This window comes from Rhodococcus sp. NS-SX18 (genome assembly GCF_057367935.1).
Genome location: NZ_CM170633.1, coordinates 2729704 through 2752053, shown reverse-complemented (window position 1 = coordinate 2752053; position 22350 = coordinate 2729704). Strand labels below are relative to the sequence as shown.

Annotated in this window: 1 protein-coding gene; it reads right to left on the bottom strand. The window is 73.7% G+C overall.

Translation table 11 applies throughout. The features are described from left to right. Positions 1 to 74: 74 nt before the first annotated feature. Positions 75 to 22088, bottom strand: coding sequence for a non-ribosomal peptide synthase/polyketide synthase (locus AC2IPW_RS12795; RefSeq protein ID WP_486376961.1), 22014 nt, complete (start codon positions 22086 to 22088; stop codon positions 75 to 77). Between the last annotated feature and the right edge of the window lie 262 nt (positions 22089 to 22350).

The following is a 22350-nucleotide window of genomic DNA, read 5'->3' as shown; positions in this document are numbered from 1 at the left end:
TCGCCTCGAGCGACGCGCGGCGGATCGCATGAGCAGCCCGGTGGCGGAAAGATGATGCGGTCCGGACGGCGGTGTCAGTTCCGCGGGCCCGCGCCGGTGACCGCCGGGTCCGCCAGCCGCGCCGACAGGACCTGCACGATCGCCTCGACCGCGTGCGGGGACACCATCTCGTGGTGATCGCAGTCGATCCGGTACTGGTGGATCTCCCCCGACACCACGTTGTGCCACGCCGCGACCGCCGCGACCGGGGCGGCGGACCGGACGGCGGTGAAGAACAGCACGTCCCCGTCGAAGGTGGCGGGCGCGTGCCGGCGGGCCGCCCGCAACGCGGCGGCCGAACCCCGGTGGATCCGCTCGAGGTGCGCGGCCGTCAGGCCGGTGTCGCCGCCCAGCGCCGCATCGAGCAGTTCCGACGCCTGCTCGTAGGTCGGCTCCTGTTCGGTGTCGAACGGCACACCCAGATCGCGGAGCATGTCGCGGACCCCGACCGAGCCGGCGCCGCGGACGCTGAGGTGACTGTCGAGCAGGGCGAGGGTGTCCACCCGCTCCCCTGCCCGGCGCAGCTCCACGGCGACGGCGTGGGCGACGACCCCGCCGAGCGACCAGCCGAGCAGGTGATAGGGGCCGTGCGGCTGGATGCGGCGGATCTCCTCGACGTACCGCTCGGCCAGCGCGGTGACCGACTCCGGGGCGGGACCACCGCTGAGAGTGGGCAACTGGAGCCCGTAGACGGGGCGGTCACCGCCGACGCGTTGGGCGAGCGGCGCGTAGGCCCACGACAACCCGGCGGCCGGGTGGACGCAGAACAGCGGCGCGCCGGTCCCGTCGCGCAGCGGTACGAGTACCTGCAGCGCCGCGTCGATGCCGGCGCGGTCCTGCGGACCGCTCAGATGGGCCGCGAGGCCGGCGGGGGTCGGATGCGTGAAGATCGAGTGCAGCGGCACGGGCCGCCCGAGACGCTCACCGAGCGCCGGCAGCATCCGGGTGGCGAGCAGCGAGGTGCCGCCGAGGTCGAAGAAGTTGTCGTCGACCGAGACCCGATCCAGGCCGAGGTAGTCGACGAACACCCCCACCACGGTGCGCTCGAGTTCCGTGGCCGGGGCACGGTAGGTGCCGCCGAGCGCCGCGAAGTCCGGCTCCGGGAGGGCGCGCCGGTCCAGTTTGCCGGCCGGCGTGAGCGGGATCCCGTCGAGCACGACCACAGCCGTTGGCACCATGTGGGACGGAAGCTGGTGTGCCACAAATGATTTTATGTCGGCGGGATCGGGGGCAGCGCCGGGGGCCGGTAGGACGTAGGAGGCGAGGACGGTCTCCCCCGACGGGGCGGTGCGGCCGACGGTGTGGGCGAACACCACGTCCCGGTGCCCGGTGAGCGCGGCGTCGATCTCGGCGAGTTCGATGCGGAACCCGCGCACCTTGACCTGGAAGTCGGAACGGCCGACGTACTCGAGGTTGTGGTCCTTCGTCCAGCGCACCACGTCGCCGGTGCGGTACAGCCGCTCCCCCGGAGCTCCGAACGGATCGGCGACGAACCGGGCGGCGGTCAGGTCGGGGCGGGCGTGATAGCCCCGCGCGAGGCCCGGTCCCGCGACGTACAGCTCGCCGGCGACGCCGACGGGCACCGGCCGCAGCCGGGCGTCGAGGACGACGGCGTGGAAGGCGCGGGTGGGGCGGCCGATGGTGACGGGCTCACCCGGCGCCAGGGGATCGCTGATGGAGGTCATGATGGTCGCCTCGGTGGGGCCGTAGGCGTCGACCATGCGGCGGCCGGGGGCCCAGCGGGCGACGAGTTCGGGTGGGCAGGCCTCCCCGGCGACGAGGAGCACCCCCACACTGTCGACGGCGTCCGGGTCGAGGGACGCCAGCGCGGTCGGGGTGATGAACGCGTGAGTGACCTGCTCGGTGTGCAGGACCTCGGCGAGCTCGCTGCCGCCGTACACGGCCGGGGGCACGATCACGAGGGCGGCACCGGCGGAGAGGGCCATCATCTGTTCGAACACCGAGGCGTCGAAGCTCGGCGAGGCCAGGTGCGAGACGCGGCTGCCGGGCCGGACGTCGAGGTGCAGGTGTTCCTCGACGGCGAGGTCGGACAGGCCGCGGTGGGTGAGCACGACGCCCTTGGGGCGGCCGGTCGACCCGGAGGTGTAGATCAGGTAGGCGGGATGATCGGGGTCGAGGGGGGCGGTGCGCTCGGCGTCGGTCGGGGGTTCGGGTGAGTACGGTGCGAGTTCGGCGACGGTGGTGGCGGAGTCCAGCGCGAACCACGGCACGGTGGCGGGCAGCTCGTCGCGATGGGCGGTGACGGTGAGGCCGAGGGCGGCGCCGCTGTCGGTGAGCATGTACTCGATGCGTTCACGCGGGTAGCTCGGGTCGACGGGCACGAATGCGGCGCCGGTCTTGGTCACGGCCCACAGGGCGGTCACGGAGTCGAGGCTGCGGGGCAGACCGAGGGCCACGACGGTCTCGGGGCCGACGCCGTAGTCGACGAGCATCCGGGCGAGGCGGCTCGAGTGGGCGTCGAGTTCGCGGTAGGTGGCGCGGCGGGGCCCGTCGACGACGGCGAGGGCGTCCGGGTCGACGGCGACGGCGTCGGCGAGGATCTGCGGCCACACCCGGGTGCCGAGGGTGTGCGGGCCGTGGGCGGGGGCCAGGGCGCGGCTCTCCTCGGCGGTGACGAGGTCGATGTCACCGACGGGTGTGTCGGGGGCGGCGGTGACGGCGTCGAGGAGGCGGACGAACCGGGCGGCGAAGGCGGTGACGGTGTCGGCGTCGAACAGGTCGGTGGCGTAGACGAGGGCGGCGTCGAAGCCGGCGGGGGCGCCGGTGTCGTCGTGGTTCTCGCCGAGGAGGAGTTCGAGGTCGAAGTTGGCGACCGTCGGGTCGAGCGGCACCCCACTGACGGTCAGGTGCGGCAGTTCGAGGCGGGGACGTGCGGTGTTCTGGAATTCGAGCGAGACCTGGAACAGCGGCGCGTGGGCTGTGGAACGAGCCGGGTCGACCGTTTCGACGACCTGTTCGAAGGGGACGTCGGCGTGGGCGAAGGCGTCGAGGTCGGTGCTGGTGACGGCGGTGAGCAGCTCGGCGTAGGTGAGCTGTCCGGGAACGTGAGTGCGCAGCACCAGGGTGTTGACGAACATGCCCACCAGATCGTCGAGGGCACGATGCCCCCGCCCGGCGATCGGAGTCCCCACCGCGATGTCGTCGCTGCCCGACAACCGCGCCAGCAACACCGCCAGCACCGCGTGCACCGCCATGAACACGGTGGCGCCGTGCGCGGCGGCGAGGCGGGTGAGGCGTTCGTGCAGGGCGGCGTCGACGGGGAAGCGGACGACGTCGCCGCGGAAGGACTGCTGGGCGGGCCGGGGCCGGTCGGTGGGCAGGGTGAGGACTTCGGGCAGACCGGCGAGGGCGGTGCGCCAGTAGTCGAGCTGGGTGGCGGCGAGGGAGCCGGGGACGGCGGCGTCGCCGAGGCGGTCGACCTGCCAGAGGGTGTAGTCGGCGTACTGCACGTCGAGCGGCGCCCAGGCGGGAGCGTCGCCGCGGGTGCGTGCCTGGTAGGCGGTCATCAGGTCGCGGGCGAGGGGCCCGGTGGAGAAACCGTCCCCCGCGATGTGGTGGACGACGAGGACGGCGAGGTGCTCGTCGCGGCCGAGCGCATACACCCGTGCCCGCAGCGGCACGTCGACGGTGATGTCGAATCCGGTGGCGGCGAACTCCGCGGCGGCGGCGAGGACGGTGTCCTCGGTCGCGGGCACGACGTCGACGGTGAGACCGACGTCGTCGGCGTCGAGGATCCGCTGCACGGGCCCGTCGGGACCGGCCGGGTAGACGGTGCGCAGGCTCTCGTGCCGGGCCAGGACGTCGCGGACGGCGGTGTCGAGCGCGGCGACGGACAGATGACCGGTCAGCCGGATCGCGAGCGGAATGTTGTAGGCCGGGGAGCTGGTGTCGAACTGGTTGACGAACCACATCCGCTGCTGGGCCGGGGACAGGGGGATGCGGTCCGGGCGGGGGCGGCGGACCGGGCCGGCACCGGTGGCCGGTTCGGCGCCCGGGGTCGCGGCCAGCCGGGCCGCGAGGGCGCGGACGGTGGGCGCTTCGAACAGGGCCCGTACCCCGAGGTCGACGCCGAGGGCGGCGCCGAGACGGGACGCGGCGCGGGTGGCGACGAGGGAGTTGCCGCCGATGTCGAAGAAGTTGTCGGTCACCGAGACCCGGTCGAGGCCGAGGACATCGGCGAACACCCCGGCGACGGCGGATTCGAGCCCGTCGGCCGGTGGGGTGTAGTCCCCGCTGCCGCCGGACAGGTCCGGTGCGGGCAGGGCGCGGCGGTCGAGTTTGCCGACCGGGGTGAGTGGGATCTCGTCGAGGACGACGACCGCGGCGGGCACCATGTGCGCGGGCAGCCGGTCGCCGACGTGCGCACGCAGGGCGTCGGTGCCGATTCCGTGGCCGGGGGTGGGCAGCACGTAGGCGACGAGCACGGTCTCCCCGGAGGGCGCGGTGTGGCCGAGGGTCGCGGCGAACGCGACGTCCGGGTGACTGCACAACGCGGCGTCGATCTCGCCGAGTTCGATGCGGAACCCGCGGACCTTGACCTGGAAGTCGGAGCGGCCCACGTATTCCAGTTCGAGGGCGTCGGTCCAGCGCACCACGTCGCCGGTGCGGTACAGCCGCTCCCCCGGCGCCCCGAACGGATCGGCGACGAACCGGGCGGCGGTCAGGTCGGGGCGGGCGTGATAGCCGCGGGCCAGGCCGAGGCCACCGAGGTACAGCTCGCCGGCGACGCCGGCGGGCACGGGGCGCAGGGCGGCGTCGAGGACGACGGCGCGGACACCGCGCAGCGGGCCCCCGAGGGTGATGGGTCCGGCGGCGGTCATCGGGGCGCTGATCGCGGCCATGATCGTGGTCTCGGTGGGGCCGTAGGCGTTGACCATGCGTCGGCCCGGTGCCCACGTGTCGCGTAGTTCGGCCGGCCACGCCTCGCCGCCGACGGCGAGGTCGACGAAGGCGTCGAGGTCGGCGGCGGGCAGGGAGGCGAGGGCGGCGGGAGTGATGAAGCCGTGGGTGACGCCGTGCTCGCGCAGGACGCGGGCGAGTTCCTCGCCGCCGTACACGGTGGGCGGCACGACCGCGAGGGCGGCGCCGGAGCCGAACGCGAGCAGGTACTCGAAGATCGAGGCGTCGAAGCTCGGGGAGGAGAAGTGCATGACGGTCGCGCCGGGCCCGGCCCCGAACCGCTCCCGCTGGTCGAGGGCGAAGTTCTCGAGGCTGCGGTGGGTGGTCACCACACCCTTCGGGCGGCCGGTGGAACCGGAGGTGTAGATGAGGTAGGCGGGGTGGTCCAGCCGCAGGGGGCCGCGGCGGTCGGCGTCGCCGAGGGGGCCGGCCGGGGTGGCGGCGAGCCGGGCGGCGAAGTCGTCAGTGTCGACGGTGAGCCAGCGGACGGTGCCGGGCAGGGTGTCGTGGTGCGCGGCGGTGGTCAGCCCGAGGGCGGCGCCGCTGTCGGCGAGCATGAAGGCGATGCGGTCGGTGGGATAGTTCGGGTCGACGGGCACGAACGCGGCACCGGTCTTGGTCACCGCCCACATCGCGGCCACCGAATGCAGCGACCGTGAAATCCCCAGGGCCACGAACGTTTCCGGGCCCACGCCGAGGTCGGCCAGGATCCGCGCGGCACGGGTGGACCAGTCGTCGAGGCGGCGGTAGGTCCACCGGGCGGCGCCGTCGACGATCGCGACGGCGTCCGGGTGCGCGGCGGCGGTCGCGCCGAACACCTCCGGCAGGGTGCGGGTGGTGCCGCCGACGGGACCCCGGACGGGGGCCAGGGCGGCGCGTTCGTCGCCGACGAGCACGTCGACGGCCGCGGCCGGGGCGTGCAGATCGCCGGCGAGGGCGGTCAGGACCTTCTCGACGCGGTGGGCGACGGTCTCGACGGTCGCCCGGTCGAACACCTCGGGCAGGTACTTCAGCCGCAGGTGCAGGGTGGCGGTGTCGCCGCTGCCGGCCGGGTGGGCGACGATGCTCAGCGGGTAGTGCGTGGCGTCGTGGCCGCTGATCCCGGCCACCCGCATCCCGGCGATGTCGGTGTCCTCGGTCAGACCGGCCCGGTCCACGGGGTAGGACTCGAACACGGTGAGGGTGTCGAAGCCGGCGGCGGCGCCGACCCGGCGTTCGATGGCGCTCAGACCGATGTGGTGGTGGTCGAGCATGGCCGCCTGCTCGGCCTGTACCCGGTCGAGCAGGGCGCCGAGGGTCTCGGCGGGGCGCACGGTGACCCGGACCGGGACGGTGTTGATGAACAGTCCCACCATCGACTCGATTCCGGTGACCTGCGGGGGCCGGCCGGAGACGGTGGCGCCGAAGACGACGTCGTCGCGGCCGGTCAGCGCACCGAGCACGAGCGCCCATGCGGTCTGCACCACGGTGTTGACGGTCACGCCGCGGTCGGCGGCGACGGCGTCGAGGCGCGCGGCGAGCCCGCCCGGAAGGTCCAGGTCGAGGTCTTGCGAGACCGCGGCGGTGCGGCCGGGCCGGTGGGTGGGAGCGAGCAGGGTGGGCTCGTCGAGGCCGGCGAGGACGTGGGCCCAGGCGTCCGCGGCGGCGTCGGTGTCCTGCCCGGCCAGCCACTGCAGGTAGTCGCCGTAGCTGCGCGGGCGGCCCAGGGCCGCGGTGTCGCCGTCGGTGGCGTAGAGCAACAGCAGGTCCTTGACCAGCAGCGGGGTGGACCAGCCGTCGAGCAGGATGTGGTGGTTGGTCAGGGCCAGCCGGTACCGGTCGACGGCGACCCGCACGAGGGTGGCGCGCAGCAGCGGGGCGACGGCGGTGTCGAAGCGGGTGCGGCGGTCCTCGTCGAGCAGGCGTGCCGCCTGGCGGTCCGGATCGTCGAGTCCGGTCAGGTCGAGCACCGTCCAAGGCAGGTCGACGCGGGCGGGCACGACCTGCACGAAGCCGCCGGAGCCGTCGTCGGCGAACGCGGCCCGCAGGTTGGGGTGGCGGTCGAGCAGCAGTTGCGCGGCGCGGTGCAGCCGGTCGGGGTCCACGGTGCCGTGCAGGTCGAGGACGAGTTGGACGACGTAGGCGTCGGCGGACTGCTCGGCGAGCAGGGCGTGGAACAGCAGCCCGGTTTGCAGCGGGGCGACGGGCCACACGGTGGCCAGGCCGCCGTCGTGGCCGGCCCCGCGGTAGTGGCGTTCGAGGCGGTCGAGGGCGGGCTGGTCGAGGGCGACGAGAGGCACGTCGGACGGGGTCAGGCCACCGGCGTGCGGGCGGTGGACGTGCCGGGCGAGGGCGGCGGCGGCGGCGGCCCACCGCTCGGTGAGGGCGGCGACGTCGGTGTCGGCGAGCAGGTGCTGCGGGTAGGACCAGGTGGCGCGCAGCACGGGCCCGTCGGGGGTGGGCACGGTGACGGCGTTGATGTCGACGACCGCAGCGGCCGGCATGTCCGGGCTCTGCGCGCCGCCCCGGTCGAAGGCGTCGACCGGGAGCCACGGGGTGTCCGTGTCGGCGACGGCCGGGGTGAGACGACCGAGGTAGTTGAAGCTGATCTGCGGGGCGGGGTGGGTGCGCAGCCGGGCGGCGGTGTCGGCGTTGAGGTAGCGCAGCAGGCCGAACCCGATGCCGTGGTCGGGGACGGCGGCGAGCTGTTCCTTGACGGTCTTGACGGCCGCGCCGGCAGCGTCGCCGCCGTCGAGCGCGTCCGGCAGGTCGACATCGCTCAGGTCGAGTCGGACCGGATGGATGGTGGTGAACCAGCCGACGGTGTGGGACAGGTCCGCGCCGGGGGCGACCGCGGTCTCGCGGCCGTGGCCTTCGAGGCCGATCAGCACGTCGTCGGTGACGGTTCCGCGGTCGCGGCGCCAGGCGGTGACCGCCAGTGCCAGAGCGGTGAGCAGGCCGTCGTTGACGGTGCCGTGGAACGCGCCGGGCACCGTGGTCAGCAGCGCGGCGGTGACGTCGGCGGGCAGGTCGGTGGCCACGGTGCGGACCGTGGCGTTGGTGTCGACGACCGGGTCGAGGGGACGGTCCCCGAGCAGCGGGTCGTCCCCGTCGAGGATCGTGGTCCAGCGGTCGAGTTCGGCGACACGGTCGGCGCGGTGCGCGGCGTCGACGAGGGCGTGCGCCCAGCGCCGCACGGAGGTGCCGGCGGGGGTGTCCTCGATCGCGGTGCCGTGGCGGGCGGCGGCCCATGCGGCCGCGAGGTCGGGGACGAGGATGCGCCAGGACACGCCGTCGACGGCGAGGTGGTGCACAACCAGCAGCAGGCGCCCGGAGCCGGCGGCGGCGTCGAACCATACTGCCTGCAGCAGGATTCCGGCGGCGGTGTCGAGCCGGTCGGCGGCCGCGTCGAGTTCGGCGGCGGCGAGGGCGAAGAAGTCGTCGGTGTCGGCGGCGGTGGTGACGGGGACGCGGTGGATGAGCGTGTCGGCGGTGACCGCGCCGGGTCCGCGGACCTGCAGGCCGACTCCGGCGGGGTCGTCGACGTCGGGGACGAGGCGGGCGCGGAGGATGTCGTGCCGGTCCAGCACCGCCTGCAGCGTGGCTGTCAGGGTGGCGCGGTCCAGCCCGGCGGGCAGCCGCAGCAGCGCGGCCTGGGAGTAGCGGTCGATGCTGCCGCCGCGTTCGAGCATCCACCGCACGATCGGGGTCAGGGGGACGGCGCCGACGCCGCGGCCGGGCAGCTCCGCGAGGACGGCCGGGCCGTCGCCGAGGGTGGCGACGGCGGCGAGCGCGGCGGGGGTCTTGCGTTCGAACACGTCCCGGGGGCTCAGCTCGATCCCGGCGGCGCGGGCGCGCGAGACCAGCTGGATGGACATGATGCTGTCCCCGCCGAGCGCGAAGAACGAGTCGTCCACGCCGACCGTGTCGAGGCCGAGGACCTGCGCGAACAGCTCGACGAGCTGCCTTTCGAGGTGGCCGGCGGGGGCGCGGGTTGCGGTGACCAGCGCACCGAAGTCGGGGTCGGGCAGTGCCCTGCGGTCGAGCTTGCCGGTGGCCGTGACCGGCAGGGTGTCGAGGACGACGAGGGTGGCCGGGACCATGTAGGCGGCGAGACCGCCGGCGACCTGCTCGAGCGTGGCGGCCACGTCGACGGTCGCGCCGGTCTGCGGAACCACGTACCCGACGAGGCGGTCGGCGGCCCGTTCGTCGCGGTGGAGCACGACGACGGCGCGGGCGACGCCCGGGCAGCGCAGCAGCGCCGCCTCGACTTCGCCGAGTTCGATGCGGAAACCGTGCAGTTGCACCTGGAAGTCGCTGCGGCCGAGGTACTCGAGGCGGCCGTCGCGGCGCCGGCGGGCGAGGTCGCCGGTGCGGTACATGCGGGCGCCCGGTCCGGTGAACGGGTCGGCGACGAAGCGCGCGGCGGTCAGGTCGGGGCGGCCGAGGTAGCCGCGGGCGGCTTGTTCCCCGGAGACGTACATCTCGCCGATCACTCCCGGCGGCACCGGGTGCAGGCGCCGGTCGAGGACGTGCACGGTCAGGCCGGGGATGGCGTCGCCGATGACGCTGGCCGACGCGGTCGCGGCGAACTGCCGGTCCAGCGGCTGCAGGGTCACGTGCACGGTGGTTTCGGTGATGCCGTACATGTTCACCAGCGCCGGGGCGGTGTCCGGGTGGCGGCGGTACCAGCGTTCGAGCTGGGCGAGGTCGAGGGCCTCGCCGCCGAAGACGACGTAGCGCAGCGACAGGGCGTGGTCACCGGCGGCGCGGTCGGCCTCGATCAGCTGGTAGAACGCGGTGGGGGTCTGGTTGAGCACGGTGACGTGCTCGCGGCGCAGCAGGTCGAGGAACGCCTCCGGGGAGCGGGCGGTGTGGTGGTCGACGACGACGAGGCGGCCGCCGTAGGCGAGGGCGCCCCACAGTTCCCACACCGAGAAGTCGAAGGCGTAGGAGTGGAACATGGTCCACACGTCGTGCTCGTCGAACCCGAATCGGCCCTGGGTTTCGGCGAGGAGGGTGACGACGTTGCGGTGCGGGACGACGACGCCCTTGGGTCGGCCGGTCGAACCGGAGGTGTAGATGACGTAGGCGGTGTGGTCGGGGTGCAGCGCACCGAGCCGGTCGGCGTCGGTGAGCGGGCCGTCGGGCAGGTCCGCGAGGCGGGCGGCGGTGTCGGGGGTGTCGAGCAGCAGCATCGGGGTGTCCCCGGCGGGCAGGGCGGCGGTGGTGGCGGTGGTGGTGACGATGCACACCGGCCGGGCGTCGTCGAAGAGGAACGCGAGCCGCTCCGGCGGGTAGGACACGTCGACGGGCAGGTATCCGGCGCCGGTCTCGAGGACGGCGAGCAGGGTGACGATCAGGTCGGTGGAGCGGGGCACGGCGACGGCCACGAGCCGGTCGGGTCCGGCTCCGTGGGCGACCAGGGCCCGGGCCAGGCGACGGGCCCGCGCGGCGAGTTCGCGGTAGGTCAGCGCCGGGGTCGCCGGGTCGGTGGGGGCGGTGATCGCGACCGTGTCGGGTCCGGCGGCGACGGACCGCGCGAACACGGCGGTGAGGGTCTCGGCGTGCCGGCCGGCGCGGGGCGCGGGCGCGGGTCGCTCGGTGGGATCGAGCAGGTCGAGGTCGCCGACGGGCCGGGCCGGGTCGGTGGTGACGGCGGTGAGCAGCCGCACGAACCGTTCGGCGAAGGTGGTGACGGTGTCGGCGTCGAACAGGTCGGTGGCGAAGGTGAAGGCACCGGTCATGCCGGCGGGGTCGGGACCGGCGGTCGGGTTCTCCCCCATCGTCAGCTGCAGGTCGAACTTGGCGACGGGGGCGTCGGCGTCGAGGGCGTCGACGGTCAGGTCCGGCAGCTGCAGGTGGGCGCGTTCGTTGTTCTGGAACTCGAGGACCACCTGGACGAGCGGGGCGTGGTCGGTGGCGCGGGTCGGGGCGAGTGCGTCGACGAGTTTCTCGAAGGGCAGGTCCGCGTGGCCGAACGCGGCGAGATCGGCCTCGCGGGTGCGTTCGAGGTGGTCGGTGAACGGCAGCGCGGGGGTGACCGGGGTGCGCAGGACCAGGGTGTTGACGAACATGCCCACCAGATCGTCGAGGGCACGATGCCCCCGCCCGGCGATCGGAGTCCCCACCGCGATGTCGTCGCTGCCCGACAACCGCGCCAGCAACACCGCCAGCACCGCGTGCACCGCCATGAACACGGTGGCGCCGTGCGCGGCGGCGAGGTCGGCGAGGCGGCGGTGCAGTTCGGGCTCGACGTCGAAGCGCACGGTGGCGCCGCGGAACGACTGGTGCGGCGGGCGGGGCCGGTCGGTGGGCAGGGCGAGGACTTCGGGCAGGTCGGCCAGGGTGGTGCGCCAGTAGTCGAGCTGCCGGGCCGTGAGCGAGTCCGGGTCGGCCGCGTCGCCGAGGACCTCCCGCTGCCACAGCGCGTAGTCGGCGTACTGCACCGGCAGCGGCGTCCAGGCCGGGTCCTGCCCGCGGGTGCGGGCGGCGTAGGCGGTCATCAGATCCCGCGCCAGCGGCGCCATCGACGCCCCGTCCGCCGCGATGTGATGCACCACGAACACCAGCACATGCTCCTCGTCGCCGAGCACGAACAACCGCGCCCGCACCGGCACCTGCGCCGCCACATCGAACCCCGCGGTCACCTCCGCCGCCACCCGCTGCGCCAGCTCCCCGGCGGACACCGGGACCGGGTCGAGGTCGGGGGTGGCCTGGGCGGGATCGGTGACCAGCTGCGCCGGTCCGGTGTTCTCGCTCGGGTACCAGGTGCGCAGGGTTTCGTGGCGGACGATCAGGTCGTGCACGGCGGCGGTGAGCGCCGCCCGGTCGAGGCGGCCGGTCAGCCGGATCGCCAGGGGGATGTTGTAGGCGGCCGAGGTGGTGTCGAACTGGTTGACGAACCACATCCGCTGCTGCGCCGGGGACAGCGGGATCCGGTCCGGGCGCGGGCCCGCGGTGAGGGGGATGCGGGGGCCGCCGGCGTGGTCGTCGAGGATGCGGGCGGCCAGGGTCCGCACCGTGGGGGCCTCGAACAGCACCCGTACGCCGGCGTCGGTGCCGAGGGCGGCGTTGATGCGGGCGACGACGCGGGTGGCGATCAGCGAGTTGCCGCCGAGGTCGAAGAAGCTGTCGTCGACGGAGACCTTCTCGTGGCCGAGGGCCTCGGCGACGATCTCGGCGATGACGGTCTCGGTGTCGGTGGCCGGGGCGCGGTATTCGCCGGTGGCCGACAGGTCCGGCACCGGGAGGGCGCGGCGGTCGAGTTTGCCGACGGGGGTGAGCGGGATCGCGTCGAGGACGACGACCGCGGCGGGCACCATGTGGGCCGGCAGTTGCCCGGCGACGTGCCCGCGCAGCGCGGCGGTGTCGACGTGGTGGCCGGTCTCCGGCAGCACGTAGGCGACGAGGGCGGTGTCGCCGGACGGGGCGGTGTGCCCGATGGTCACCGCGAAGGCGACGTCGTCGTGGGCGGCGAGGACGGTGTCGATCTCGCCGAGTTCGATCCGGAACCCGCGGACCTTGACCTGGAAATCGGAACGCCCGAGGTACTCGACGGTGCCGTCGGTGCGCCAGCGCACCACGTCGCCGGTGCGGTACATCCGCTCCCCCGGCGCCCCGAACGGGTCGGCGACGAACCGGGCGGCGGTGAGGTCGGGGCGGCGATGGTAGCCGCGGGCGAGGCCGGCGCCGGCGATGTAGAGCTCACCGGCGACCCCGGTGGGGACCGGCCGCAGTCGTTCGTCGAGGACGACTTCGTGGAAGCCGATCGCGGGCCCGCCGACGGTGACGGTGGTGTCCGGACGCATGTCGGGGCTGACGCTGGTTTCGATGGTGGCCTCGGACGGGCCGTAACCGTTGTACATGTGCCGGCCCGGCGCCCACCGCTCGACCAGTTCCGGTGGGCAGGCCTCCCCGGCGACGACGAGCACGCGCAGCTCGTCGAGCCCGGTGGGGTCGAGGGAGGCGAGGGTGGTGGGGGTGACGAAGGCGTGGGTGATGTGTTCCTCGCGCAGGATGCGCGCGAGTTCCTCGCCGCCGTAGACGGTGGGCGGCACGATGACGAGGGTGGCGCCGGCGCAGAACGCCTTGGTCAGCTCGAACAGGGACGCGTCGAAGCTCGGCGACGCCAGGTGCGACACGCGGGCCCGGTGGGTGATCGAGAAGTGTTCGCGCACTTCGGCGTTGAGGTTCGTCAGGCCGCGGTGGGTGACGACGACGCCCTTGGGGCGGCCGGTCGAGCCGGAGGTGTAGATCAGATAGGCCGGATGGTCGTACCGCAGCGGGGCCCGACGGTCGTCGTCGGTGACCGGGGCGGGCGAGACGGCGTCGAGCCCGCGGCGCAGGCCGGGGTCGTCGAGCAGCAGCCACGGCACCGAGTCGGTGGGCCACACGTCGCGGTGCGCGGTGGTGGTCAGCCCGAGGACGGCCCGGCAGTCGTCGAGCATGTAGGCGATCCGCTCGGCCGGGTAGCCGGGATCGACGGGGACGAACGCCGCTCCGGACTTGGTCACCGCCCACACCGCCGCCACCGACTCGATCGACCGGGAAATCCCTAGCGCGACGAAGGATTCGGGCCCGACGCCGTGCTCGACGAGGACCCGGGCCAGCCGGTTGGACCACGCGTCGAGCTCACCGTAGGTGACGGTGCGGCCCTCGAACGACAGGGCGACCGCCTCCGGCACGATCGCCGCCACCGACGACAGCAGTTCGGGCCACAGCTGCGGGGAGACCGCGGGCCGGCCCCGCGCCGGGGCCAGGGCGGCGAATTCACGGGGGGTGACGATCTCCACGTCCCCCACCGTCACGGCCGCATCCGCGGTGACGGCGTCGAGGATCCGCACGAACCGGTCCGCGAACGAGGCGACCGTGGCGGCGTCGAACAGATCGGTGGCGTAGGTGAACGCCGCCTGCATGCCGGCGTGTCCGGGCCGTTCGGCGATCGACAGCTGCAGGTCGAACGGGGACAGGCCGGGATCGAGGTCGAGCACGCGGGCCGTGGCGCCGGGCAGGGCGATCTCGGGGCGCTCGATGTCCTGGAATTCGAGCAGCACCTGGAACAGGGGCGGGTAGGACGTCGACCGGGGCGGGTCGAGGGCCTCGACGAGCCGCTCGAACGGGACGTCGGCCTGCCCGAACGCCGCCAGGTCCGCCGACCGGATGCGCCGCAGCAGCGCGTCGAACCGTTCGCGTTCGTCGACCGGGGCCCGCAGCACCACGGTGTTGACGAACATGCCGACCAGATCGTCGAGGGCGCGGTCGCCGCGGCCGGCGACGGGGGTGCCGATCACGATGTCGTCGCTGGAGGACAGCCGCGCCAGCAGCACCGTGAGCGCCGCGTGCACGACCATGAACAGTGACGCGTCGTGCGCGCGGGCCAGCGCGAGCATCCCGCGATGGGTGTCGGCGCCGATCTCGAAGGCCACGCGGGCACCGCGGCCGGACTGCTGCACCGGACGCGGCCGATCCCACGGCAGCTCGAGCAGTTCCGGTGCCCCGGACAGTTCCTCGTGCCAGAACGCGAGCTGCCGCGCGGCGAGGGTGGCGGGCTCGGACTCGTCGCCGAGGACGGTGTGCTGCCACAGCGTGTAGTCGGCGTACTGCACCGGCAGCGGCGACCAGGTGGGGGCGTGCCCCTCGGCGCGGGCGGCGTACGCGGTCATCAGATCCCGCCCCAGCGGCCCCATCGAGAATCCGTCGGCGGCGATGTGGTGCACGACCAGGACCAGCACGTGGTCGGTGTCGGTGAGGGTGAGCAGCCGGATCCGCACCGGCACCTCGGTGGCGACGTCGAAGCCGGTGCCGACGATCCGGTCGATGTGCGCGGGCACCGTGTCCTCGGTCTCGACGGGCGTGACGGTGAGGTCGGGCTGCCACACCGCAACGGGCAGCACGACCTGTACCGGGCCGTCGTCGGTGAGCGGGTAGCGCGTGCGCAGCGTCTCGTGCCGGGCTGCGACGTCGGCGTCGGCGGCCCGCAGCGCCGCGTGGTCGAGCGTCCCGGTCAGGCGCAACGCGACGGCGATGTTGTAGGCCGGGGACGTCGTGTCGAACTGGTTGATGAACCACATGCGCTGCTGCGCCGGGGACAGCGGGACCACCGCCGGCCGGGTCGCGGCGGCGGCGAGCGGGGGCCGGGCCGCGGCGTCGCGGTCGCGCAGCCGCTCGGCCAGGGCCGCGACGGTGGGGGCGTCGAACAGGTCGCGCACGCCCACCTCGGTGCCGGTGGCGGCGGCGATGCGCGCGGCCATCCGCATGGCCAGCAGGGAGTTGCCGCCCAGTTCCAGGAAGTTGTCGTGCACACCGACCCTCGGCACCGCGAGCAGATCGGCGAAGATCTCGGCCAGCACCTGCTCGACCGGGGTCCGCGGCGCGACGTGGTCCGTCGACCGGCCGGCCGCGAGATCCGGCGCGGGCAGGGCCTTGCGGTCGAGCTTGCCGTTCGGGTTGAGCGGGAACCGGTCGAGGACGACGACGTGGGTGGGCACCATGTAGCCGGGCAGCCGGGCCGCGGCCGCCTCGAGCATTGCCGCGGTGTCGACGGTCCGGTCGGACTCGGGCACCACGTACGCCACGAGCACCCCGTCGGAACCGTCGGTGGCGCCGGCGGGCCGGTGCACCACGACGGCGGTCTGCGCGACGCCCGGGTCCGTGAGCAACGCGTGCTCGATTTCGCCGAGTTCGATACGCAGGCCCCGGAGCTTGACCTGGAAGTCGGTGCGGCCGAGGTAGACCAGATTGCCGTCGCGGCGCCAGGACACGAGGTCGCCGGTGCGGTACATGCGGGTGCCGGGGGGGCCGAAGGGGTCGGCGACGAACCGGTCGGCGGTCAGGTCGCCGCGCCCGACATAGCCGCGGGCGAGCTGGATGCCGGACAGGTACAGCTCCCCCACGGCACCGACGGGGACGGGGTGCAGCCGCGCGTCGAGGACGTGGACGCGGGTGTTCCACACCGGTGCACCGATCGGCACGACGTCGAGGTCGTCGTCGGTGCAGGCCCACGAGGTGACGTCGACGGCGGCCTCGGTGGGCCCGTACAGGTTGTGCAGCGCGGCGGCGGGGAATGCCGCGCGGGCGGCGGTGACCGTGGCCGGGGGCAGCGCCTCGCCGCTGCAGAACAGCAGCCGCAGCGACGTGCAGCGGGTCGCGTCGGTGGCGGCGACGAACACCGCGAGCATGGACGGCACGAAGTGCGCCACGGTGACGTGCTGCTGCTCGACGACGGCGGTGAGGTAGGCGGGGTCGCGGTGTCCGTCGGGCGCGGCGACGACGAGCCGCGCCCCGGTCTGCAGGGGCCAGAAGAACTCCCACACCGACACGTCGAACGTGAAGGGGGTCTTCTGCAGGACGGTGTCCTCGGCGGTGAGCGGGTAGGTGTGCTGCATCCACCGCAGCCGGTTGACGATCGCGGCGTGTGTGACCGCGACGCCCTTGGGGCGGCCGGTGGAGCCGGAGGTGTAGAGCACGTAGGCGAGGTGGTCACCCGTCAGCGGGGCGGGGCGCTCCTGCGGGGTGAGGGCGGCGGTGGATTCGCCGCTCAGCTCCAGCCGGTCGAGCTCGAGGACCGGCGCGGGGGTGGGCAGCGGCGTCCGGTCGGCGGTGGTGGTGAGCACGCACACCGGGCGGGCGTCGGCCAGGACGTATTCGAGCCGGTCGGCGGGATGGTCGGGGTCGAGCGGCAGGTATGCGCCGCCGGCCTTGATCACCGCGTACATCCCGACGAGCAGCTCGACCGAGCGGCGCATCGCGAGGCCGACGAGGCGGTCCGGGCCGACCCCGGCGGCGATCAGGTGCCGGGCGAGCCGGTTGGTGCGGGCGTCGAAGTCGGCGTAGGTCACGGTCTCGTCGCCGAACACGACGGCGTCGGCGTCGGGGGTGCGGGCGGCCTGCCGGGCGAACAGGTCGGCGAGGGTGTGTGCGGTGCGGGACGCGTCGGTGGCGTTCCAGCGCCGCAGGATCAGCTCGCGTTCCGCGCCGTCGAGCAGGTCGAGGTCGCCGACGGGCACGTGCGGGGCGCTGGTCACGGCGGCGAGCAGCCGCACGAACCGTTCGGTGAGGGCGGTGACGGTGCCGGCGTCGAACAGGTCGGTCGCATACGACAGGGCACCGGTGAGAGCGGGGGCGGCCCCGTCCTGGCCGGGGACCTCCGTCAGGGTCAGATGCAGGTCGAATTTGGTGGTGCCGGTGTCGATTTCGGAGATGTCGACGGTGAGGCCGGGTAGCTGCAGGTGGGCCGACTCGTTGTTCTGGAACGCCAGCATCACCTGGAACAGCGGCGCGTACGCCTCGGACCGGTGGCCGGGGACGGCATCGACCAGGGCGTCGAACGGCAGGTCGGTGTGGGCGAGGGCGTCGAGGTCCCGGTCCCGCACGCGGGTCAGGTGTTCGGCGAACGTGTGCCCGGCGTCGACGGGGGTGCGCAGTACCACGGTGTTGACGAACATGCCGACCAGATCGTCGAGGGCGCGGTCGCCGCGACCGGAGACGGGGGTGCCCACGGTGATGTCGTCGCTGCCCGACAGCCGGGCCAGCAGCACCGCCAGGGCGGCGTGCACCGTGATGAAGGGGGTGGCGCCGTGGGTGCGGGCCAGGTCGCCGACGGCCCGGTACAGCTCGGCACCGATGTCGAAGCGGACGGTGGCGCCGCGGAACGACTGGTGCGGCGGGCGGGGCCGGTCGGTGGGCAAGGCGAGGATCTCGGGCAGGTCGGCCAGGGTGGTGCGCCAGTAGTCGAGCTGCCGGGCGGTGAGCGAGTCCGGATCGGCCGCGTCGCCGAGGACCTCCCGCTGCCACAGCGCGTAGTCGGCGTACTGCACCGGCAGCGGCGTCCAGGCCGGGTCCTGCCCCCGGGTGCGGGCGGCGTAGGCGGTCATCAGATCCCGCGCCAGCGGCGCCATCGACGCCCCGTCCGCCGCGATGTGATGCACCACGAACACCAGCACATGCTCCTCGTCACCGAGCACGAACAACCGCGCCCGCACCGGCACCTGCGCCGCCACATCGAACCCCGCGGTCACCTCCGCCGCCACCCGCTGCGCCAGCTCCCCGGCGGTGACGGTCGTCGCGGTGAGGTCGACGGGCACCTGCTCGACCGGGCGGATCCGCTGGACGGGTCCGTCGGCGGTGGCCGGGAACTCGGTGCGCAGGGCCTCGTGGCGGGCGAGCACATCGGTGACGGCGGCGGCGAGCGCGTCGCGGTCGAGTCGGCCGCGCAGCCGGATCGCCATCGGGATGTTGTAGGCCGGGGAGGTGGTGTCGAGCTGGTTGACGAACCACATCCGCTGCTGCGCTGCGGAGACCGGAAGCACGTCCGGGCGGGGTCCCGCCACCAGCGCCGTCCGGGTGCTCGCGGCGGCGCCGGCGGTCAGCGCGGCCAAGGTCCGCACCGTCGGCGCCTCGAACAACGCCCGCACCCCCAGGTCGGTGCCGAAGGCGGCGTTGACGCGGGCGACGACGCGGGTGGCGATCAGCGAGTTGCCGCCGAGGTCGAAGAAGCTGTCGTCGACACCGACGCGGTCGACGCCGAGAAGTTCGGCGAACACCTGCGCCACCGTCCGTTCGGCGTCGGAGGTCGGCGCGACGTAGGTGCCGCCGTCGGGCGCGAGCACGGGAGCGGGCAGCGCGCGGCGGTCGAGCTTGCCGACGGGGGTGAGCGGGATCGCGTCGAGGACGACGATCGCCGTGGGCACCATGTGCGCCGGCAGGCTCCGCGTCAGGTGCGCGAGGAGGGCGCCGGGTTCGGCGGTGTGCCCGGCCGGCGGCAGCACGTAGGACACCAGGACGGTGTCGCCGGACGGGGCGGTGTGCCCGATCGTCACCGCGAACGTGACATCGTCGTGCTCGGTCAGGACGGTGTCGATCTCGCCGAGTTCGATCCGGAACCCGCGGACCTTGACCTGGAAATCGGAACGCCCCAGGTACTCGACGGTGCCGTCGGTGCGCCAGCGCACCACGTCGCCGGTGCGGTACATCCGCTCCCCCGGCGCCCCGAACGGGTCGGCGACGAACCGCTCGGCGCTGAGCCCGGGCCGGCGGCGGTAGCCGCGGGTGATGCCCGGTCCGGCGATGTACAGCTCACCGGCGACCCCGACCGGCACCGGCCGCAGCCGGGAATCCAGGACGACCTCGTGGGTGCCGCGCACGGGGGTGCCGATCGGGATCGTCGGTGCCGGCGTCAGCGGGCCGCAGATGTTGACGACGATGGTGCACTCGGTCGGGCCGTACGCGTTGAACATCCGTCGGCCCGGGGCCCAGCGGGCGACGAGTTCGGGCGGGCACGCGTCGCCGGCGACGGTGACCGACTCGGTCGCGATGCCCTCCGGGTCGACCGAGGCCAGCGCCGCGGGGGTGGAGAAGGCATGGGTGATGCGTTGCTCCCGGAAGAAACGGGCGAGTTCCTCGCCGCCGTAGATCGTCGGGGGCACCACGACGAGCGTGGCGCCGATCGCGAACGCGGTCATGTACTCGTACACCGAGGCGTCGAAGCTCGGGGACGAGAAGTGCGAGACCCGCGAGTGCGGGGTGGGGCCGTGCCGGCCGTGCAGTTCGGCGCACAGGTTCGCCAGACCGCGGTGCGGGACCACCACGCCCTTCGGTCGACCGGTGGAGCCGGAGGTGTAGATCAGGTAGGCGGGATGGTCGAAGTGCAGCGCGCCGCGGCGGTCGAGGTCCGACACCGGGCCGTCGGGGACCGGATCCAGCGCCGTGACGAACTCCGCGTCGTCGAGGACCAGCCACGGCACGTCGTCCGGCAGGCCGTCGCGGTGGGCGGTGGTGGTCATACCGAGCACCGCCCCGGAGTCGGCGAGCATGTACTCGATCCGCTCGGCCGGGTAGGTCGGGTCGACCGGCATGTACGCGGCACCGGACTTGGCCACCGCCCAGATCGCGGCCACCGATTCGAGGGATCGGGCGATGCCGAGGGCGACGAACGTCTCCGGGCCGGCGCCGGCGTCGATCAGCACCCGGGCGACCCGGTTGGACCAGGCGTCGAGCTGCCCGTACGTCATCGTGCGGCCATCGAACTCGATCGCGCTCGCTTCCGGGACGTGCGAGGCCACCGCGGTGAGGATTTCGGGCCACAGCTGCGGGGACGCTCCGGGTAGTCCGCGGACCGGGCTCAGCTCCCCCGCTTCCTCCGGGAAGACGACGTCGACGTTGCCGACCGGCGCCGTGGGGTCGGCGACGACGGCGCCCAGCACCCGCAGCAAACGTTCGCAGAACGATCGTGCGGTGGCGGGGTCGAAGAGGTCGGTGGCGTAGGTGCACCGCAGGTGGGTGCCGTCGGGACCGGTCGCGGTGTGCAGCACGAGTTCGGCGTGCGCGAGGCCGCCGTCGGCGGCGGTGCCGGCGGGGTCGAGCAGCACCGGCAGGGCGGGCACGTGCTGGGCGTCGAAGCACCGGGCGAGCCGGTCGGCCGGGATGTCGGCGTGGGCGGTGGCGGCGGCGTGGATCGCCGTGATCCGGCCGAGGAGCTCGGCGAACGGCTCGTTCTCGTCGAGCTGGACCCGCAGCGGCAACGCCCCGGCCGGGGCGGAGAGGCCGACGAGGGTGTCGGTGCCGGCGGTGAGCCGGCCGACGAGGACCGCGGCGGCGGCGTGCAGCACCTCGGGGGCGGTGGCGCCGTGGCGCCGGGCGAGGTCGCCCACCCGGTCCCCGACCTCGGCGGGGAGGGGCAGGTCGAGCCGGGCGGCGGCGGGGGTGCTGCGCGGACCGGTGCGGCGACGGTCGGTGGGCAGCTGGAGGTGTTCGGGTGCCCCGGCCAGGGCGGCCCGCCAGAACCGCTCGAGGTCGGCGTCGCGGCGCAGGCGCTCGGCGACGGCGGCGGTCGCGGGGTGGATCCGCGCGACCGGCGTGTCCGGTTCGGCCCGCAGGAACCCGGTGAACAGCTCGAGGAAGCGACCGTGGTGCTCGCGCAGTTCACCGGGCTCGTACTGATTGGGGTTGCCGCGGAAATCCAGGAAGGTCCGGGCGGGGGTGCCGCTCTGATAGATGTTGACCAGCAGGTCCTCGACCGGGCCCGAGGTCATGATGTGGAATTCGCCGCGGATGGGGCCGAGCGCGATCTCCTGCCGGAAGAGCATCACGTTGATCATCGGCCCGCCGTAGCTGTGGACCCGGCCGGCGGTGCCGCTCTCGCGGCGGATGTCCTCGAGGCTGAACCGCTGGTGGCGCAGCGCACCGGTCAGCTCCAGCTGGGCGCGGTGCACCAGGTCACCGCGGGTGTCGTCGTCCTCGAGGCGGATGTGCAGCGGCGCGGTGTTGACGAGCATGCCGCCGGATCGCTTCGCCGCCACGGTGGTCCGCGCGAACACCGGCAGGTTGAGCATCACGTCGGCGCGGCCGGTGATCCGGGAGAGGTAGCACGCGAACGCCGCGACCACCGTCGCGGCCGCCGACGATCCGCTCGCGGCGTCCGCGTCGGTCAACCGCGCGACCAGGTCGTCGGGCAGGGTGACGCTGTCGAGGGTGCTGCGCGCGGCGGTCGGGGCCGTCCGCCGCGCCAGGGTCGATCCGTCCTCGAGCCCGGCGACCCGCTCGATCCAGTAGTCCCGGTCGCTCGTGTACCGGCCCGAACCGCGGTAGTCGAGGTCGGACTGGTAGAGGGCGTACAGGTCGGCGGCGGTGGGTGGTTCGGGGGCCCGGCCCTCGTGGGCCGCCGAGTACAGGGCGGCGATCCGGTTGACCATCGTCATGGCGCCGAAACCGTCGAGGGCGACGTGGTGGATCCGGCTGTACCACAGGTGTCGTCGCTCGCCGATCCGCAGGATCGTCATGTTCACCAGCGGGTCGTGGGCCAGATCGACCGGGGTGGCGTAGTCGGTGTTCATCCACTGCTGCGCCGCGGTCATCGGGTCCGGGGCATCGGAGAAGTCGAGCAGGGGGACGTCGCTGCGGTCGAGGTCCGGATCGACGTACTGGTAGGGCTCGCCGTCGACCTCGACGACGCGCAGGTACGGCGACTGGAACTCGCGAGCGGCCTCGTGTGCGACGGCGCGCAGCAGATCCAGATCGAGGTCTCCGGACAGGTCGACGTACTGGGCGATGCAGACGGGGACCTCGGGTGCCAGCTGTTGCGCGACCCAGATCGAACGCTGGGCGGACGACAACGCGAAGGCCCCGGGCGGAATGTGCAGCCGCTCTTGCAACGAACTCCCCTTCACGAAAGTGATTCCAGTGATGTCCTGGCACCCCCCGGCACCGTGCAGGAAAACCTCTCGATCGGATCGACGTGGCTGTAGCCCTCACCCCTTCGATCGTCCGCGCCCTCGAAGATGTGACAGCGGGCGCTCCCTCAAGCTAGACCACCGCGCCGACGTCCCGACCCGAAACCGGAGCGAAAAATCGACCCCCGGGGCCGCATCGTTCCCGAGTCGAGACCTGGGCGGGGGTCCGTGGCCGTCTCGACGG